Origin of the sequence: Paenibacillus sp. 32O-W, from assembly GCF_007679495.1 — a bacterium.
Taxonomy (GTDB): Bacteria; Bacillota; Bacilli; order Paenibacillales; family NBRC-103111; genus Paenibacillus_L; species Paenibacillus_L residui.
Window position 1 is genome coordinate 1 of record NZ_VEGP01000095.1, and the last position, 16,165, is coordinate 16,165.

Below are 16,165 nucleotides of genomic sequence, written 5' to 3' on the forward strand. Positions count from 1 at the left end.
TCCTTTACGATCTTCTCCATTTCCGCTTCAATCTTCGCCAGATCGTCCGACGATAACGGATTCTCCAGATCGATATCATAATAAAAACCGTCCTCGATCACCGGACCGATCCCCAGCTTTACCTGCTTGTTCCCGTAAATCCGCTTGATCGCCTGGGCCATCAAATGCGCGGTGCTGTGGCGGTATACCTCCAGCCCTTCCTCGCTATCCAGCGTGACGATCTCCACTTCGCTGTCCTCGTTCAACTCCCGGTTCAAATCGACCACTTTCCCGTTGATTTTACCGGCGACGGCATTTTTCTTCAGCCCGGAGCTGATCGAACCCGCCACTTCTTCCAATGTCGTTCCTTGCTCATATTCCCGAACCGCACCATCCGGGAAAGTTACTTTCACTGCCATTTGAATAACCTCCTGTTAGATTAAACCAAAGTTTATAGATATAAAAGTAAAAGATGATTTCCTTACGGGGCCTTTCCGCCCCTAAACCTCCGGCCCGTTAAAAATGCCGATTAGATCGGGACCCGGCTCATGAAATGTACTTTGCAGGATGCCCTGCAAAATTCCCCACTAACTGACGTGAGCCTTCGAAGCTTATTTCGTCCTCGCTCCAACAGAGCCGGTGTCTAACTTTCAACCAAGCGCCAATTGTTCTTCCTGTTTCGGGAAGCCTATAATTTCCCACTAAGTAACGTAAGCCTTCGAAGCTTATCCGTCCGCATTCCACCAAGCAGACGTCCAAACCTTTTTCCATGCAGTGATTACTCCTCCTGCTTGGCGGAAGGTCCCGTAAATGCCCCGCTAAGTGACGTACGCCTTCGAGGCTTTTTGCAGGTACTTGCAGGAAGAGCCCCGGAATTCAAAAGCCTGCATTTCTGCATGATTTTGGCCGTTTGGCTCGGCGTCCACTGCAAAGCCTGAAAAAATACATCTTTTTTATCGTTTAAGGGGAGATCGGATAATTTTGTACGGAAATTGATGTATTATCGCAGGCTTTTCGCTGGAGTGCTCCAAATCGACTCAAAATTGATGTATAATCGCAGGAATTTGCACCCGCCGCTGAAATGGCGCCAAGCCTGCCTTCTCACAAAGACGTCGCTTTTCCTGCTAAGCTTCGATTGCGGGGAGTCCCCAAGGTAAGATAAAACAAAAAAACGCATCTCGCCCAAAAGGGACGAGTGCGTTCTGCTCGTGGTTCCACCCTCATTCGATTCGCTGCCAACGCTGCTCCGTCCAATGGACGAAAGACAGACACGGGCGGGGCAGATCTTCCCTATCCCCCTTCCCTTCCGCTTGCTCGCGGGTGGACTGGACAGGAAAATCGGCTTCGCCTTACAACGAATCCTTCGGTATTCCATAACGGGAATAACCCGGTAATATGTACTGTCGCAAATAAGCGCGGGTTCCATATCACGGCTGCAAAGGGGTAACTCCCTGACCGGCTCTCTGAAGGAGCTTGCAGCCTGGGCTCCTCTCTCTGTTCAGTGCGGACGGGGAATCATGTCTTTGGTCATCGCCTGTTATCATATAGATTATAAGCAACGATAGCTTGGTCGTTGACTATAAACAACGTTTACTTGATTATAGATTATAATTTCTATATTAAAGAAGGTCAAGCGGCAGATTATAGATCCGGCACGAAAGCAAATGGCATAATGTGGTAAATTCCACCACTGGTCCAGCTTAAGATAACACAGTACACAATTCGACCCGATGCTCGAAGATTTGCTGGATCGTCTTGATGACCTGAAGTTCCGGCTCCCGGGTATGGATATAAATTTTTTGCGGGGATACCGACAGAAGCGCGCTCACAATCAAATCCTCGTCGCTTTCCTCGGCATCGAACGACTCCCCTTTGTTAAAGTGAAACAGCCTGGGATCAATCGGCTTCATATGCTCGTTGAGAAGCTGGAATTCATGGCCGCCCTTATGCATTAGATGTGCAGTAGGGATAATCGTGTCTTGGGCGTAAACGTAATATTTTAGCAAAGCGATAAAATCCTGATACTGCTGGTCCAGCATCATTTCCTCCACGGCGTAATCGACCGCTTCCGCAAGCTCCCGGTTATAATCGCCCAGCCTGAACCGGATGAATCCATCCAGATGAAGAACCGGATTTTCCCATAAATAGGATTGCAAAATGGCCGATACCTTCGCTTTTCTCCTGCCCTTGAGATCGAAGGGATGGGAATAATCCAAGGTCCCGTCAAGAAGCTCTTTGCAGTAGCTGCATATTTTTTCGGTCTCATCGGGGCTGCAGCGATATTGTGAACGGGTAATGCGGCGAATGATCTTAATCTCTTCACAGTCCACGATATATTCAGCCAGAACACGGCCAATGGCCGTTCCCGCCATTTTGCGCGACTCCTGTTTAAGAACGCCTTGCGTTCCCGAAACCCAATGAACCGTAACCATGAAGCGGTCGGTTTCATATTTCAGTTGATACACATTTTCCGATTTATTTATTTTGTGCAGTTCCTTTTTGAGTGTTTGAACCAAGGCGGCATAATGATTGTCCGGCATATCCGGCAAATATAATTGAAACAGCCTCATCCCGAACCACTCCTTCCCGAACGAAAGTTCTTTTTTAAGTATATGGTGGACGAAAAGCAGATATACGATTAAACTTTACGGGAAGTAAACATTGGAATTGTTGGGGAAAAGAGGTTGTTCAATGAGGGATTGAAAAAAGCGGCAGGTTTTTCCCTTCAACAGGATAGACTACGGATAGTTTGATTTTAGATTTGCGGATACCAGTCTACTGCAGGAGTGATCTGTATGAAAAGTCCATACTCACGCTATTTCGTCTTCACCGCATCCGAATGGGGAAAATTATACAGCGGTCCCTCCCCCGGACCATCGCTCACCGGCGAAGAAATACAGGAGCTGCAGGGCATCAATGAATCTCTTTCCGCCGATCAGGTTAAAGAAGCCTACCTCCCCCTGTCTAATCTGTTAAATCTCATCGTGCAGCAAGCCCAAACGATGCGGCATGCCAAGAACGCATTTTTGCATAGAGAAACGGAAAAAATGCCTTTTATTATCGGAATAGCGGGCAGCGTCGCCGTCGGCAAGAGCACGACCGCCCGCCTGCTGCAAAGACTTATTTCGTGCTGGCCCTCCCGCCCCCGGGTCGAATTGGTTACGACGGACGGATTTTTATATCCGAATGAAGTGCTGACGCAGCGGGGACTGATGAACAAGAAAGGCTTTCCGGAGAGCTATGACACCCGCAGGCTGATTCAGTTCCTGGCGGCTGTCAAATCCGGCGCCGCCGAAGTCGAATGCCCGGTTTATTCGCATCTGGAATACGATATCCTGAAGGATCGGAAGCAGGTCGTGGTCCGGCCCGATATCGTCATTGTGGAAGGATTGAATGTTCTGCAGACCAATACGGTGACCAGTGCACCTAACGTGTTCGTGTCCGATTTTTTTGATTTCTCGATATACGTGGACGCGGATACCGAATGGATTGAGAGCTGGTACATAGAACGGTTCAAAATATTAAGAAAAACCGCCTTTCAAAACGAGCACTCTTATTTTCACAAGTATTCGCATCTGAGCGAGCAGGAGGCCTTGGAGATGGCCAGACAAGTTTGGCGGGAGATCAATTATGTCAATCTGATGGAGAACATTTTGCCTACTCGCAGCCGCGCGGACCTGATTCTTAAGAAAACGGAACAGCACAGAATCGAATCCGTGCTGCTAAAGAAATAGTCCCGATTCCGGATCAATATCCGAGTAATCGGGACCGTTGTATTGGCCAGGCCGCGCCTTAGTTTTGCATGACGAAATCTTTGTCTACCGTATCGGCCTCGTCAAACATTTTTATAATTTCATAGCGAGTATTGCGCTGCGCCGGTATTTTGCCGGCCTCGCGAATCAGCTTCAGAATGGTGCCGATATTCACCTTATGGGTCGTACCGGCCGCAGAGACTACATTTTCTTCAATCATGGTACTGCCGAAATCGTTACAGCCATATTGGAGAGACAGCTTGCCGATCTCCGGCCCCATCGTTACCCAGGAGGATTGGAAATTCGGAATATTATCAAGCGTAATCCGGCTGATGGCCAAAGTCTTCAGATACTCCTCCGGAGTCGACTTCTCGGCCTTGATTCGGGTATTCTCCGGCTGGAAGGTCCAAGGAATGAATGCCAAATATCCAGGTGTATTCAGCTTCTGCTGGATACACTTATCCTGGGAGTCCCGTACCCGGATCAGGTGCAGGGCCCGTTCCTCCATCGATTCCCCGAACCCGATAACCATCGTAGCCGTCGTATGCATTCCGAGACGGTGTGCGGTCTCCATAACTTCAATCCAGTCGCGCCAGGAGCCCTTCAAACGGCTGATCTTGCGGCGAGTACGGTCATCCAGAATCTCGGCTCCGCCTCCCGGAAGGGAATCCAGTCCCGCATCTCTCAGCTCGCGGATGACCTCCTCCAGAGTCAGCCCGTTGGATACTTCCTTCATCTTCATGATTTCCGCAGGGGAGAAGGAGTGCATCTGGATATCGAATCGCTGCTTGATAGCCTTGAGCAAATCCGTATAGTAAGTGAAGGGCAGATTCGGATTCGTCCCGCCCTGCATCAAAATTTCGGTTCCGCCAACATCAATCGTTTCCTGGATTTTCTGAAAAATGGTTTCATCAGGCAGGACATACCCTTCCTCAGAACCAGGCGGACGGTAAAACGCACAAAATCGGCAGTAGACATCACATACATTGGTATAGTTAATATTGCGGCCGACAACAAAGGTTGTAATCGGTTCGGGGTGCCAGCGCTTCATGATCTGATCTGCCGTATGCCCCATTTTTTCAATCTCATCGGACTCGAACAGAGCGATGCATTCTTCCAGTCCAATCCGCTGACCGTCCAGCGCTTTTTGCAAAATCCGGTCTATGGAACTCAAAGTCCCCACATCCCTTCCTAATCTATCGTCCATTCACTAATCGTATCACAAAGGGGTCCCGGACGTCATTACTTTTCGCAGAAGGGCTTCTTGCCGCTTACCCAATCTTCTCCTTAAAGCAGACCTTTCGTCCTATATGGCAGAACGTCAATTTGCTCACCGCCGTAAGGGATCAATCGGTATCAAGAGCCTGTTCCAAATCCGTTATTATATCCTCTACCGCTTCCAGGCCTACGGAATATCTGACCAGACCGTCCGTAATGCCCCTCTCCAGCCGCACCTCTCTTGGCATAGCCGCATGGGACATCATAGCCGGATACGACAGAATACTTTCGACCGCTCCCAGACTTACAGCCACTATTGGAATCCGGACTCGCGACAGCAGCCGCTTGGCCTTATCCCCGCTACCGACATCGAACGATACGACCGCTCCGTAGCCTCTGGACTGCTTCTCATGAATGTCCCGTCCGGGATGATTCGGCAGACCCGGATAATAAACCTTCTCGACATCGGCTCGCCCGGCCAGCCAGTTGGCCAAGCGGATCGCCCCTCTCTCGGAAGCTTCCATTCTGGCCTGCAGCGTCTTCATTCCGCGAATAAGCAGCCAGGAATCCTGAACCCCAAGAACATTGCCCAGTCCGTTCTGAATTTGCTTCAATTCGGTGCCCAACTGTTCGTTGGCGACTACGGCCAATCCGCCCAGTACGTCACTATGTCCGCCCAGAAACTTGGTCGCGCTGTGCAGGACGATATCTACGCCCAGCTCAACCGGCTTTTGATGATAGGGCGTCATGAAAGTATTATCCACCATAGTAAGCAGACCATGGGATTTGGCCCAAGTTGCCACTGCCGGTATGTCGGTAATTTTCAATGTCGGATTGGATGGGGTTTCGATGTAGACGGCTTTCGTGTTCGGACGCAATGCCGCCTTCACCTGGTCCAGATCGGTCATATCGACGAAGGTCGTCTCGATGTTCATGCGGTTCAATATCGTAGTCAGCAGCCGATAGGTTCCCCCGTATACGTCTTCTGTGCAAATAACATGATCGCCTGCCGACAGCATGAAAAATGCCGCGGATATGGCGGCCATTCCGGAAGAAAAGGCAAAACCCCTGCAGCCTCCTTCCAAAGCAGCTATATATTCCTCCAGAACCTGCCGTGTCGGATTGCCCGACCGGGAGTAATCGAACTCGGGAGGGTTGTGGATATCGAAATGATGGAATGTCGATGCCTGATAGATCGGGATGCTGGCCGCACCGGTCTGTTTGCAAAGCTCTGAGCCGAAATGAATCAATCGGGTAGCAAATTCAGGCTCCGCGGTCTTCTGCTTATCCGTTAAACGATCTTTATTCATGAATGCCTCTCTCCTTCTCCGGATTGCTCCTCTGCGGCCGCCGCTTCAAATGCCCGGGTCAAGTCCGCAATAAGATCATCGATATGCTCGATTCCGACAGAAAATCTCAGCAAACGGTCGTCCACGCCAACCCGGTTGCGGATCTCCTCCGGAATATCCCCGTGGGTCTGAACTGCGGGGAAGGTCATCAGCGACTCGACTCCGCCCAAGCTTTCGGCGAATGCGATTAACCGGATCGAACGCAGGATGGGATCGATATACCGGGCTTTCTTCACCTTAAAGGAGAGAATCCCTGTGTTTCCCGACGATTGTTTGTTCTGCAATTCATAATCGGGATGGCTCTCGAGGCCGGGATAATATACTTCATCGACCAAAGGATGCTCGCTCAGAAACTGTGCGATTCGCAGAGCATTGAATTGATGTCTCTCCATCCGCAGCGCGAGCGTCTTCATCCCCCTCATCAGCAGCCAGGAATCGTTCGGGCCGAGGACGGCGCCGATCGAATTTTGCAGGAAGCCGATTTTCTCGCTCAATTCCTTCCCTTTGGTTACGACCAATCCGGCCAGCACATCATTATGCCCGCCCAAGTACTTGGTGGCGCTGTGGATGACTATATCGGCCCCCAGCTCCAGCGGTCTTTGGAAAAAGGGGGTCAGCAAAGTATTGTCGACGATCACGAGCAGCCCATTCCGTTTCGCCCATTCCGATACTCCCCGCAGATCCGTAATCATCATCAACGGATTGGTCGGCGTTTCGATCAATACCGCTTTCGTCTTCGGAGTCCGATATTTCTCCAGCTCGTCCATCCGATTGGTATCGACGTACGAGGCCGTAATGCCAAACCGGTTCAGCACTTGCTCGATCAGCCTGTAGGTTCCCCCATACAAGTCCAGCGACACAAGCAGATGATCCCCTTGTCCAAACAACGCAAAAATGGTCTGGAGCGCCGCCATACCGGAGCTGAAAGCAAAGCCGGCATCCCCGGATTCGAGATCGGCGATCGCCTCCTCCAGCACGGTGCGGGTAGGATTCTTGGTCCGGGAATAATCGAACCCGGTGCTTTCCCCCAGCCTTGGGTGCCGGAAGGCTGTAGCATTATAAATCGGGAAGCTGACGGCCCCCGTAACCGGCTCCGAGATCGAACCTATTTGAGCCAAACGACTTTCTATCTTCATAGCAAGATCCCCTTCCGCTTAAATTCATTTCATCGATATTGATGTAAAAAAATCCCAGTAATAATGTTGCGAAGATGATCGACTGTACTTCATGGGCGGGCCGTTATCGCTGCCTTCTTACGCCCCTGAACATGAGAACAGGCGGAACGCAAGTCCGCCTGACGCTGCTTCATCCTCATGACTGTGCTGCAGGATTGTGGCATCTGTAATTGCAGGATCGAAACTTGTATCTGCCGGAGCAGTAGAAGAGGCTCACTTCTTCAGTAATTTCGTCGTCTTCCAATCGTATGGAGTTTCCTGATAAACATAGTAATTCAACCAATTGGAAAACAACAAATTCGCATGGGCTCTCCATGTGACCATCGGAGGCTTGGTAGGATCGTCATTCGGGTAATAATTTTTCGGAATTTCCATGTCCATGCCTCTTTGGATATCCCGGTCATACTCCCATTTCAACGTGTTCTGGTCGTATTCCGAATGGCCCGTCACGAATATCTGTCTGCCGTCTTTCGTTGCCGTTATATACATTCCCGCTTCATCGGATACGGAAAGAATTTCAAGCTCCTCCACCCGTTCAATGTCTTCGAGGCTCACTTCCGTATGTCTCGATTGGGGGACATAGAATACCTCGTCGAATCCCCTCAGAAGCTTCACATTAGGTTTACAAACCCTGTGCGGAAAAACACCGAAAACTTTACGGTCGAGCTTATATTTGGGAATACCGTAATGATGATACAAGCCGGCTTGGGAAGCCCAACAGATATGCAAGGTCGACGTTACGTTTTCTTTCGTCCAATCCATAATTTGACGCAGCTCTTCCCAATAATTGACTTCTTCAAACTCCAACTGCTCTACAGGAGCCCCGGTAATAATCATTCCGTCCAGCTGCTCGTGCTTGATGTCGTCGAATGTTTTGTAAAACATTTCCAGATGCTCCAATGATGTGTTCTTGGAGGTATGTGATTTCGGATGCAGAAGCACAAATTCCACCTGCAGGGGCGTATTGGCAAGCAGCCGCAAAATCTGGGTCTCCGTCGTTTCCTTGGTCGGCATCAGATTTAGAATCGCAATTTTTAAGGGACGAATGTCTTGGTGGAAAGCTTGCTGCTCTCCCATGACAAAGATGTTTTCCTGGCTTAAAATTTCTTTGGCGGGCAAATGATCAGGGATTTTGATCGGCATTGGGAACCCTCCTTGGTCGTAATTAGATCAAAGCTAACGGTAACACAAACGTGCTACTGCGAGAGGGGCTCTCCAACGTTTAAAAAGCCGCCCTTCTCTTATGAGAAAGGCGGCTTAACCAACGCGAGGTTGTCCTCTCTCATCTCTCAGAAGCGAAAGCTTCTGCAAGAATTAGCACCGTGCATTCCTGTCCATAGGAATGTCGGTTGCCGGGTATCATCGGGCCAGTCCCTCCACCTGCTCTTGATAAGAGTTTAAAATATTCATTTATTCAGCACATTTGATACCTACTCTAGCTCAAAATAACTCCCCCGTCAAGAGGCGTCTTAACGGCAGTCGATCCTCTATGTCTATATCTGTCGCCCCAGAAATCCCATTCGTTCCCTTCCCTTTCATACTCCGGGCATCGACTGCATAATGCGATTTAACGTACCTTTAGCCTAAATGACGATTTCGCATCCGCTTTCTGCTGTATAAGCTCCTTCTTCCCGGCGGTTTCATTATCCCGCATGTCTGCGGTATTTGAGACGGTACAGCCGGAGCCAATCATAGATCTGGCTAACATCCCTCTGCTTCAATTCGTCTTCCGTGTACAATTGCTGCACGACCGGCTTCAAATAACGATGCCCGATATCCCGGAACAGCTTCTCCGCCTGTTTCTGTTCCGTCTTCGCTACGGCTTGCAGCTCCATTTCGATGAATGGCCCGACATCGTAGCCGTCACGGTCCAATTCCTCCAGCAGAAGAATTAGCTCACGACGCTCCATCTCCAGTTCGCTAGCGATCTGATCCAACGTAACTCCTTTCTCCATGGCCTCCAGCAGCGCCCGTTTCGTCTCCCGCTTCTTCTCGCCCGCGGTTTCCTTCTTGTGGTACTGCTCCTCCAGCCATTGTTCAAATAATTCCGGATCCACCTTCTCCTTGACCCAATCCAATGGAAACGGGGTGCTTTGCGGCACTTGCTGCAGCAGCTCCAGCAAAGGCTGTCCGTAGCTCGCCAGCCTCTGCTCCCCGAAGCCCGGAATTTGCTTCAGTTCGTCCAGATTATGCGGAACAAAGACGCTCAGCATCTGCAGAATCCGGTTGGTGGCAATAATGAACGCCGACTTCCCCTCCTTCGCGGCCTGTTCTCTTCTCCACTGCCGCAAAGTGTTAAACAACTCCGACTGCAGGTTGGCTTCGCTGTAATAATGCAGCATCTGGGTGAAGCCGCCTCTCGGCGCCATTCGCCGGCCCAGATCGGTTCCCCGGATCAGGGGCACGAAGCCCTCCTTAAACTTGCCATCCAATCCTTCGCGGAATCCTTGAAGCGCTTCGTCCCACATCATCCCTTCATACCAGACATCCCTTACGGCTTTCCCCTCTGCCTGCTCATTCCAGAACACAGACCATTCGCCATGCTCCTCATAGATGGATACAAGGGCTGTCCGCACCCGATTCTCCTCGGTTACCTTCTCCAAAGTGTTGCAAAAAATCAGATTCATTCCCTATTTCCTCCTTCGTTTGGAATTGCGGACAAACAAAAAAAAGCACCCCTCTTATCATTCAATAAGAGAGGTGCTTCCTCTGCCGTCCAAATTTTATGCTATTTATCCATATTATACTATATTTTTAATAGATTGCAATCCCTGCTTTAAGGAACCAGAATAATTTTCAAGGAATCCTTGCCGCTCTTCATCATTTCGAAGCCGCGGAGATAATCTTCCAGAGGAAGCTTGTGGGTGACTACCCCTTCGGTCGGAAAATCGCCGTTCCGGATCCCCTCAATGACCAGCGGGTAGCAGTACGGCCCCAGATGGGAGCCGAGAACATCCAGCTCCTTACGGTCGCTGATGATGCTCCAATCGACCGTCACAGGATCCTTGAACACGCTGAATTCAACGAACCGCCCCAGTTTTCTGATCATGGACAGCCCTTGCTCAACCGACTTGGGATGGCCGGTAGCTTCGATATAAATATCGCATCCGTAGCCGTCGGTCATTTTCTTGATTTCCGATACGACATCCATCTTGGCAGGGTTCATTACGAGATCGGCGCCGAATTTTTTGGCCAGTTCCAACCGCTCATCCATCATATCCAGGACGACTAGCGTTTGCGCTCCCGCCTTCTTCGCTGCCCCGACCATACCCAAACCCAACGTTCCGGCTCCGGCCAGCACTACGAAATCCCCCAGCTGGATTTGCGCCCTCTGTACCGCATGCAGGGAACAAGCATAGGGCTCGATCAGAATCGCCTGCTCAATCGGCAGCTCCTCAGGGACCTTGTAATTTAGAGCTTCCTTGGTAAATTTCATATATTCGGCCATTCCGCCGTTAACGTTGTTCTGGAAGCCGTACAGATCGTGCTTTTCACACATCCAGTACTGTCCGCGGTTGCAGAAACGGCAATCCCAGCAAGGAACAATTTGCTCCGATATGATCCGATCGCCGACTTCGAAATTTTTCACCTTATCGCCTTTGGCCACGACCCGGGCGATAAACTCATGCCCCGGAATCATCGGAGCTTTAATATAAGCCGGCTGAGTATCGTCTCCCCAGAAGCTGGGGGCCCCGTCGAACGCCTTAATATCCCCTGCACAAATTCCGCATGCTTCAACTTTTACAATAATCTCCTCATCGTTCTCAAGCTTGGGAGTAGGCACAACCTCCAGCCGGTAATCCCCCGGGGCATAGGCTACAATTGCTCTCATCGTTTCCGGAATGGCATTGTTATGATTAGACATACCTGGTTTCCTCCCGTAAATTTTATGAAACAAGGATAAACGGCTATCGCCGTCCTTAAGGACGGGCGCGTTTACCGATGAAATATAAGAACAAGTATAAGGCGAAACTTATACTTTCTCATATTTTAATAAAAGAAATCCGCTGAAAAATTACGTTACTCCTTCTCCCCATTGAGGGAATGGCAGGGCTTCGATTCGATTGATCTCGCTATTCCTTAGCCAAGCTTCCTGATGGCCTCCAGGAAGGACGACAATATGATATAAGCAGAAACCGAGCCGGGGTCCAGATGTCCGACGGAACGCTCGCCCAGACGGCTGGAACGCCCTTTCTGCGACAGCATCTCAGCCGTGGAGTTCATTCCCTTCTCTCCAGCCGTCACTGCGGCCTCCAGGCTTGCCAGCAAATCTCCGCCTCTGCTCCTCTCCTGTTCAAGCGCTTGCATCGCCGGAATCCAGGTATCCATCATCGTCTTGTCGCCTACCTGCGCTTTGCCTCTTTCCTGGATCCCGTTTACCGCTTTAAGCCAGAACTGCACAACATCCTCTTCGTCCAATTCCGCCTTCCCCTGCAGAGCCATGCCTCCCCTTAAGAATGCAGTCGCATACAGCGGACCTACGGAAGAGCCTACCGCGTTGAGGAACGACATCGCCATGTCCTTGCAGAGCGCAGCGAAATCGTCTCCTTCATAAGAATTCAGCTTATCGACAATGGCCTGCCAGCCGATGGACATCGTTACCCCGTGATCCCCGTCCCCGACCGCGCGATCCAGCTCGGATAACTCGTCTTTCCTCGCTTCAATTTGTTCGGCAATATAGATAAAAATTTGTTTAAAATCGGAAATAGTCAGCTTCATCGCATATCCTCCTTACTTCTGCACATACATTGGGGTGTCTACGGGATGGTCGATCATTTCCGCCAGCTCGTCATCGAGCTTCATAATCGTGATGGAGCAGCCGCCCATCTCAAGAGACGTGACGAATTCACCGACAAAGGAGCGGTGGACTTTAACTCCCAGATTAGCCAGCCTCGCAGCCACCCGGCGGTACATGATGAATTGTTCCATGTAAGTCGTCGAGCCAAGCCCGTTGACCAGCACAGCCACCCGATCATCCGGTGTGAGCGGCATGTCATCAATAATCCGGTCCAGCAGAGCGTCCGCCACTTCATCGGCGGTTTTCAGCTTTCCTCTCTCCACCCCCGGCTCTCCATGAATACCCAGACCGATTTCCATTTCATCATCGGCCAATACAAAGCTGGGCTTGCCGGTTTGCGGAACCGAGCAGGGGGACAGAGCCACCCCCATGGTACGCGTCTGGTCGTTCGCTTTGCGCGCTACCCGGACGACCTCATCGAGCGAATAACCCTTATCGGCCGCAGCCCCCGCCGATTTGAATACCAGAAAGCCTCCGGCAATCCCCCGCCGACGATCGATATCGCTCTTCGGTGCGGATGCCACATCGTCCGTCACCAGTACGGTTTCCACCCGAATCCCTTCCATGGCGGCCAGCTCCGCGGCCATATCGAAATTCATGCAATCCCCGGCATAATTGCCGTACATATAGATAACTCCCGCGCCTCCATCGACGGCTTTGGTCACTTCAAGAATCGGGTCCGGAGGAGGTGAAGCAAAAACGTTGCCGACAGGCACGCCATCCACGAAGCCCTTGCCGATCACACCCATAAACGCGGGCTCATGGCCCGATCCGCCCCCGATGACGACTCCCACCTTGCCGGGACGAACCGTATCCACACTAACAACCGACCGCTTGTTCTGCGGAAGGATCTTCACGTATTGCGGATAGGCGGCCTCATAGCCCTCAATCATTTCATCAACAACCGAATTGGGTTGATTCATCAGCTTTTTCATCATCACCACTCCTTAGATAGTGCTGTTCCTGTTCCATTATCTTATTTACCTTTCGTTCCGAATTTCCTCGTTGAAACTCTGAATCTATCCAGGCTTCCACAATTTTAAGAGCGGTCTCCGGGCCAATCACTTTGGCTCCCATCGTCATAATCTGGGCATTATTGCTCTTCCTCGCGCGCTCCGCCGAATAGGTATCGTGACATTGCGCCGCTCGAATCCCCGGAACTTTGTTGGCCGCAATGGCTACCCCAATGCCGGTTCCGCATATCAAAATTCCGCGCTCCAGCTTCCCCTTGCGAATATCGTCAGCTACGGCGAAGGCGACATCCGGGTAATCGACTTCCTCGCAGGAGTAGCAGCCGTAATCGGCAGCTTCAATTTGCCTGTCACGCAGGTAAGCAATAATAAGCTCTTTCATTTCGAATCCGTGATGATCGCTTCCAATCGCAATTTTCTTCATTCTCTCACTCCACAAATGTTTTCTTAATAGAAAAAAATAATAAGCGCTTTCATAGACTCCGGCAGGATGGATTTTAACTGCTTTCCTTCGACATCCCTCCAAAAATTCTATCTGTCGTATACATCTGAACACTTTCGATTACTATCGTTATGTACCTATATTACATATTTTTATTTTCATTTGTCAACAAATATACCTAATTTACTTTCAAATGTTTTTCGTATTTTGTTGTTTTTTTATTTTGTCAGCCCCAATCCAACAGCAATCACAGCAAAAAAACATAGGCACATAAAGCCAGCCGAAAAAAGAAAACAAAGCAGGGTACCGAGAAACGATAGCGTACCGGCTTATACACAGAAACCCGCCTCAAAATTATCGATTAAACATTTGTAGAGCGATTTCAAAATCATCCGGGAAGGCGATTGGAAGTCTAATTTTTGCATTCTGCATCCACTTTCGGAAGCCCTTCTATATCTATACTATATCACGGAACCGCATTGAAATTCTGCGCCTTGGCCATTCAACATTCCTGGTGCATAATTTACGGAGTACATTCAATTCTTTGCTTCTTATGTACCGCTGGCGGAAGGATCCGGCTTGTTGCCCCCGGTTTCCGTACTATATGATATGATGAGAAAGATCAAATAAGCGCGTCCCATTTTATTTACTCAACTTTCGCAGAGGGAAAACCGGTTTAAATGCTTGATACAACCAAGGATAAACGGCTATCGCCGTCCTTTGGACAGGCGCGTTTACCTATGAAATATAAAAAAAGCTCCTAACGAAGCCATCTCGAAGATGAATAACCCGGTATTAGAGGAAGCTTTTTATGCCAGTTAGAAAGTTTGTTCCATTTTAATGCTTTAATGAACTTAAACTTTCTAATGTGGTAAGAACAGGTATAAGGTGAAAACTTATACTTTCTTATATTTTGAAAAAGCAGAGATTAAATACAAAAGTTGAAAAATAGAAAAACACCGCTTCGTTTGATAAAGTGAGAGTGTCAAGCAATCACTACCATAAAGAAGAGGTGTCCTCTATAGGATAGAGCAAATCGTACAGCCGAATCAACTTCCAAATGAAATTATGTCCAAATGAAATTAAACCGGCTTTCAAAGAACTGAAAGTGCTGCAACACTTGAAAATAGCAAGGGGATACCCGTCAGCGTCGTCTTTGTACGCCATCGTTCATCCGGGGCGGTGAAGACATCACAAAGACGAGCAAAAATACATTAAAATCGTGCCATTTCCCAAAAAGAAGGCGGAAGACGCTCAAATGTGCAGGTCTTTTTCACAAAATGAGGCCATTTCGCAAAAATCGCCCCAAAGACGTGCATTATTGCTCTAGAATCAGGTATGTGGCGACTTTTCTCCAAAAAGACGTGCATTATCTCTCTAGAATCAGGTACTTCGAGGCATTTCCCGAAGAGACGTGCAGTTTTGCTTGTCTTTTAAACCATCCGGTGAACGATCCGGGGTTGTCCAAAAAAATTCACTATAAAACGAAAAATTCCGGTGCTAGCGGTGCTGAAAAATCGCGAACTGGATTTTGGGGCAGCCCCTTGATTGAAAGAAGAGGTATCCGCCAAAATGTTCGGTTTTAAATAAAGAACTAAGCTCTCGAAATTTATACTTTTCTAAAATGGCTAAGAAAGCGAGCAAGAAAATCACAACACTCATCCAAACACAACTTCAACAATGGATTGAAGGTTTGCCCAGTTACATCAAGGCTTATCTACCGAAATTTAAGCTACTATACAATGGAGGGTACGAAATGTTCGACAAAGATTTGGATTTCTTATATGACGAAACGGAGGATACATCCACCCGCTTTGTCTGTTTTATCGGGGAAAGTATGAGACGCTTCGATCTGGCGGTAACCTCATCTAACCGATTCTACGGGAAGAAGCTCGTTACAGATATTCAATCGGGAGTCACTGCCATTCTCGGGCCGGATGATGTCCATGAGGAAGGATGCCTCGAAAGGTTATTTGATCTGTCGGAAGAAGAAGGCGGAGATTTGAGAGCCTTTCTCTCGCCAATCATCGGGAATGTTCATTTCACGGATCTTTAGAAGCGTTCATTCATAGTTCCCTTCGAAGAGGGGAAAGATAACCTTATCTTCTTCCCAATAAACCGGAAGATCACGGAGGTGGACTATGAAAGAAGGTTTCATTAAAGAAAACCGGACCGAAAATACCGATTTGGATACGGTGGAATCGCAGAGAAATGACTTAACGGCCGAGGAATTTCCCGAAGGCCCTTACGGCTCCAGTTTGCTGACCGAATCGCTGGGCAAAAGCTCTCCGTGGAGAGAGGATCAACGTCCGCCGAACACATTCAACTATGAAAATCGCGAGCTTCACGAAGGCATGCAGCGGAATTTTCCCGAAGATCATGAAACCCATGACGAGCCTGAAAAGTAAAAAAAGCTTCTAACGAAGCGATTTCGAAGAAGAATAACCCGGTATTAGAGGTAGCTTTTTATGCCAATAGGAA

14 protein-coding genes and 1 riboswitch are annotated in these 16,165 nt (G+C 49.3%); of the genes, 3 read left to right on the forward strand and 11 right to left on the reverse strand.

Annotated features, from left to right (window positions below):
- Both FS806_RS23545 and FS806_RS23550 read right to left on the reverse strand, forming a co-directional pair.
- Positions 1–398, reverse strand: a 398-nt coding sequence (locus FS806_RS23545) for a TGS domain-containing protein (RefSeq protein ID WP_144941566.1), incomplete at its 3' end; no start/stop codon positions are given.
- A 1,281-nt stretch (positions 399–1,679) separates the two neighbouring features.
- The gene (locus tag FS806_RS23550) at positions 1,680–2,549 is read right to left on the reverse strand and encodes a putative sporulation protein YtxC (protein WP_144941568.1); all 870 of its coding nucleotides are present in this window, start codon (positions 2,547–2,549) and stop codon (positions 1,680–1,682) included.
- A gap of 225 nt (positions 2,550–2,774) precedes the next feature.
- On the opposite strand from FS806_RS23550, the gene coaA reads away from it, so the two are divergent.
- Positions 2,775–3,713: a type I pantothenate kinase gene (gene coaA, locus FS806_RS23555; protein ID WP_144941570.1), complete on the forward strand. Its 939-nt coding sequence runs from the start codon at positions 2,775–2,777 to the stop codon at positions 3,711–3,713.
- Between the two features lie 58 nt (positions 3,714–3,771).
- On the opposite strand, the gene mqnC is transcribed toward coaA, so the two are convergent.
- From mqnC to rpiB, 9 genes are all read right to left on the reverse strand, one after another.
- On the reverse strand, positions 3,772–4,905 hold the full coding sequence (mqnC, locus tag FS806_RS23560) for a cyclic dehypoxanthinyl futalosine synthase (RefSeq protein WP_144941572.1): 1,134 nt from the start codon (positions 4,903–4,905) through the stop codon (positions 3,772–3,774).
- Positions 4,906–5,077: 172 nt separating this feature from the next.
- The gene (locus FS806_RS23565) at positions 5,078–6,259 is read right to left on the reverse strand and encodes a trans-sulfuration enzyme family protein (RefSeq protein ID WP_144941574.1); all 1,182 of its coding nucleotides are present in this window, start codon (positions 6,257–6,259) and stop codon (positions 5,078–5,080) included.
- The gene (locus FS806_RS23570) at positions 6,256–7,434 is read right to left on the reverse strand and encodes an aminotransferase class I/II-fold pyridoxal phosphate-dependent enzyme (RefSeq protein WP_144941576.1); all 1,179 of its coding nucleotides are present in this window, start codon (positions 7,432–7,434) and stop codon (positions 6,256–6,258) included. The genes FS806_RS23565 and FS806_RS23570 overlap by 4 nt, the downstream gene beginning before the upstream one ends.
- A 252-nt stretch (positions 7,435–7,686) precedes the next feature.
- Positions 7,687–8,616 (reverse strand): homoserine O-acetyltransferase MetA, encoded by a 930-nt coding sequence (gene metA, locus FS806_RS23575; protein ID WP_144941578.1) that lies wholly within the window; start codon positions 8,614–8,616, stop codon positions 7,687–7,689.
- 136 nt (positions 8,617–8,752) lie between these two features.
- Positions 8,753–8,869: riboswitch (SAM riboswitch) on the reverse strand.
- Positions 8,870–9,116: 247 nt separating this feature from the next.
- Entirely contained in the window at positions 9,117–10,100 is a 984-nt protein-coding gene (locus tag FS806_RS23580) for an HRDC domain-containing protein (protein ID WP_144941580.1), read from the reverse strand.
- 149 nt (positions 10,101–10,249) lie between these two features.
- Entirely contained in the window at positions 10,250–11,338 is a 1,089-nt protein-coding gene (locus FS806_RS23585) for an MDR/zinc-dependent alcohol dehydrogenase-like family protein (protein ID WP_144941582.1), read from the reverse strand.
- 215 nt (positions 11,339–11,553) lie between these two features.
- Complete coding sequence (gene dhaL / locus FS806_RS23590) at positions 11,554–12,192, reverse strand: dihydroxyacetone kinase subunit DhaL (RefSeq protein ID WP_144941584.1); 639 nt, start codon at positions 12,190–12,192, stop codon at positions 11,554–11,556.
- Positions 12,193–12,204: 12 nt separating this feature from the next.
- The gene (locus FS806_RS23595) at positions 12,205–13,206 is read right to left on the reverse strand and encodes a dihydroxyacetone kinase subunit DhaK (protein ID WP_144941586.1); all 1,002 of its coding nucleotides are present in this window, start codon (positions 13,204–13,206) and stop codon (positions 12,205–12,207) included.
- Positions 13,169–13,666 (reverse strand): ribose 5-phosphate isomerase B, encoded by a 498-nt coding sequence (rpiB, locus tag FS806_RS23600; protein ID WP_144941588.1) that lies wholly within the window; start codon positions 13,664–13,666, stop codon positions 13,169–13,171. The genes FS806_RS23595 and rpiB overlap by 38 nt, the downstream gene beginning before the upstream one ends.
- A 1,774-nt stretch (positions 13,667–15,440) precedes the next feature.
- Here rpiB and FS806_RS23605 point away from each other — a divergent pair.
- Together FS806_RS23605 and FS806_RS23610 are read left to right on the forward strand one after the other, a co-directional pair.
- Complete coding sequence (locus FS806_RS23605; protein WP_144941590.1) at positions 15,441–15,740, forward strand: DUF3055 domain-containing protein; 300 nt, start codon at positions 15,441–15,443, stop codon at positions 15,738–15,740.
- An 85-nt stretch (positions 15,741–15,825) separates the two neighbouring features.
- Positions 15,826–16,092, forward strand: a complete 267-nt coding sequence (locus FS806_RS23610) for a hypothetical protein (protein WP_144941593.1) — start codon at positions 15,826–15,828, stop codon at positions 16,090–16,092.
- The last annotated feature ends 73 nt before the right edge of the window (positions 16,093–16,165 follow it).

Excerpts from the sequence above, each read along its gene's own strand:
- FS806_RS23550 (WP_144941568.1), bottom strand. The coding sequence starts at position 2,549 with ATGAGGCTGTTTCAATTATATTTGCCGGATATGCCGGACAATCATTAT.
- coaA (WP_144941570.1), top strand. The coding sequence starts at position 2,775 with ATGAAAAGTCCATACTCACGCTATTTCGTCTTCACCGCATCCGAATGG.
- FS806_RS23565 (WP_144941574.1), bottom strand. The coding sequence starts at position 6,259 with ATGAATAAAGATCGTTTAACGGATAAGCAGAAGACCGCGGAGCCTGAA.
- FS806_RS23570 (WP_144941576.1), bottom strand. The coding sequence starts at position 7,434 with ATGAAGATAGAAAGTCGTTTGGCTCAAATAGGTTCGATCTCGGAGCCG.
- metA (WP_144941578.1), bottom strand. The coding sequence starts at position 8,616 with ATGCCGATCAAAATCCCTGATCATTTGCCCGCCAAAGAAATTTTAAGC.
- FS806_RS23580 (WP_144941580.1), bottom strand. The coding sequence starts at position 10,100 with ATGAATCTGATTTTTTGCAACACTTTGGAGAAGGTAACCGAGGAGAAT.
- FS806_RS23585 (WP_144941582.1), bottom strand. The coding sequence starts at position 11,338 with ATGTCTAATCATAACAATGCCATTCCGGAAACGATGAGAGCAATTGTA.
- dhaL (WP_144941584.1), bottom strand. The coding sequence starts at position 12,192 with ATGAAGCTGACTATTTCCGATTTTAAACAAATTTTTATCTATATTGCC.
- FS806_RS23595 (WP_144941586.1), bottom strand. The coding sequence starts at position 13,206 with ATGAAAAAGCTGATGAATCAACCCAATTCGGTTGTTGATGAAATGATT.
- rpiB (WP_144941588.1), bottom strand. The coding sequence starts at position 13,666 with ATGAAGAAAATTGCGATTGGAAGCGATCATCACGGATTCGAAATGAAA.
- FS806_RS23605 (WP_144941590.1), top strand. The coding sequence starts at position 15,441 with ATGTTCGACAAAGATTTGGATTTCTTATATGACGAAACGGAGGATACA.
- FS806_RS23610 (WP_144941593.1), top strand. The coding sequence starts at position 15,826 with ATGAAAGAAGGTTTCATTAAAGAAAACCGGACCGAAAATACCGATTTG.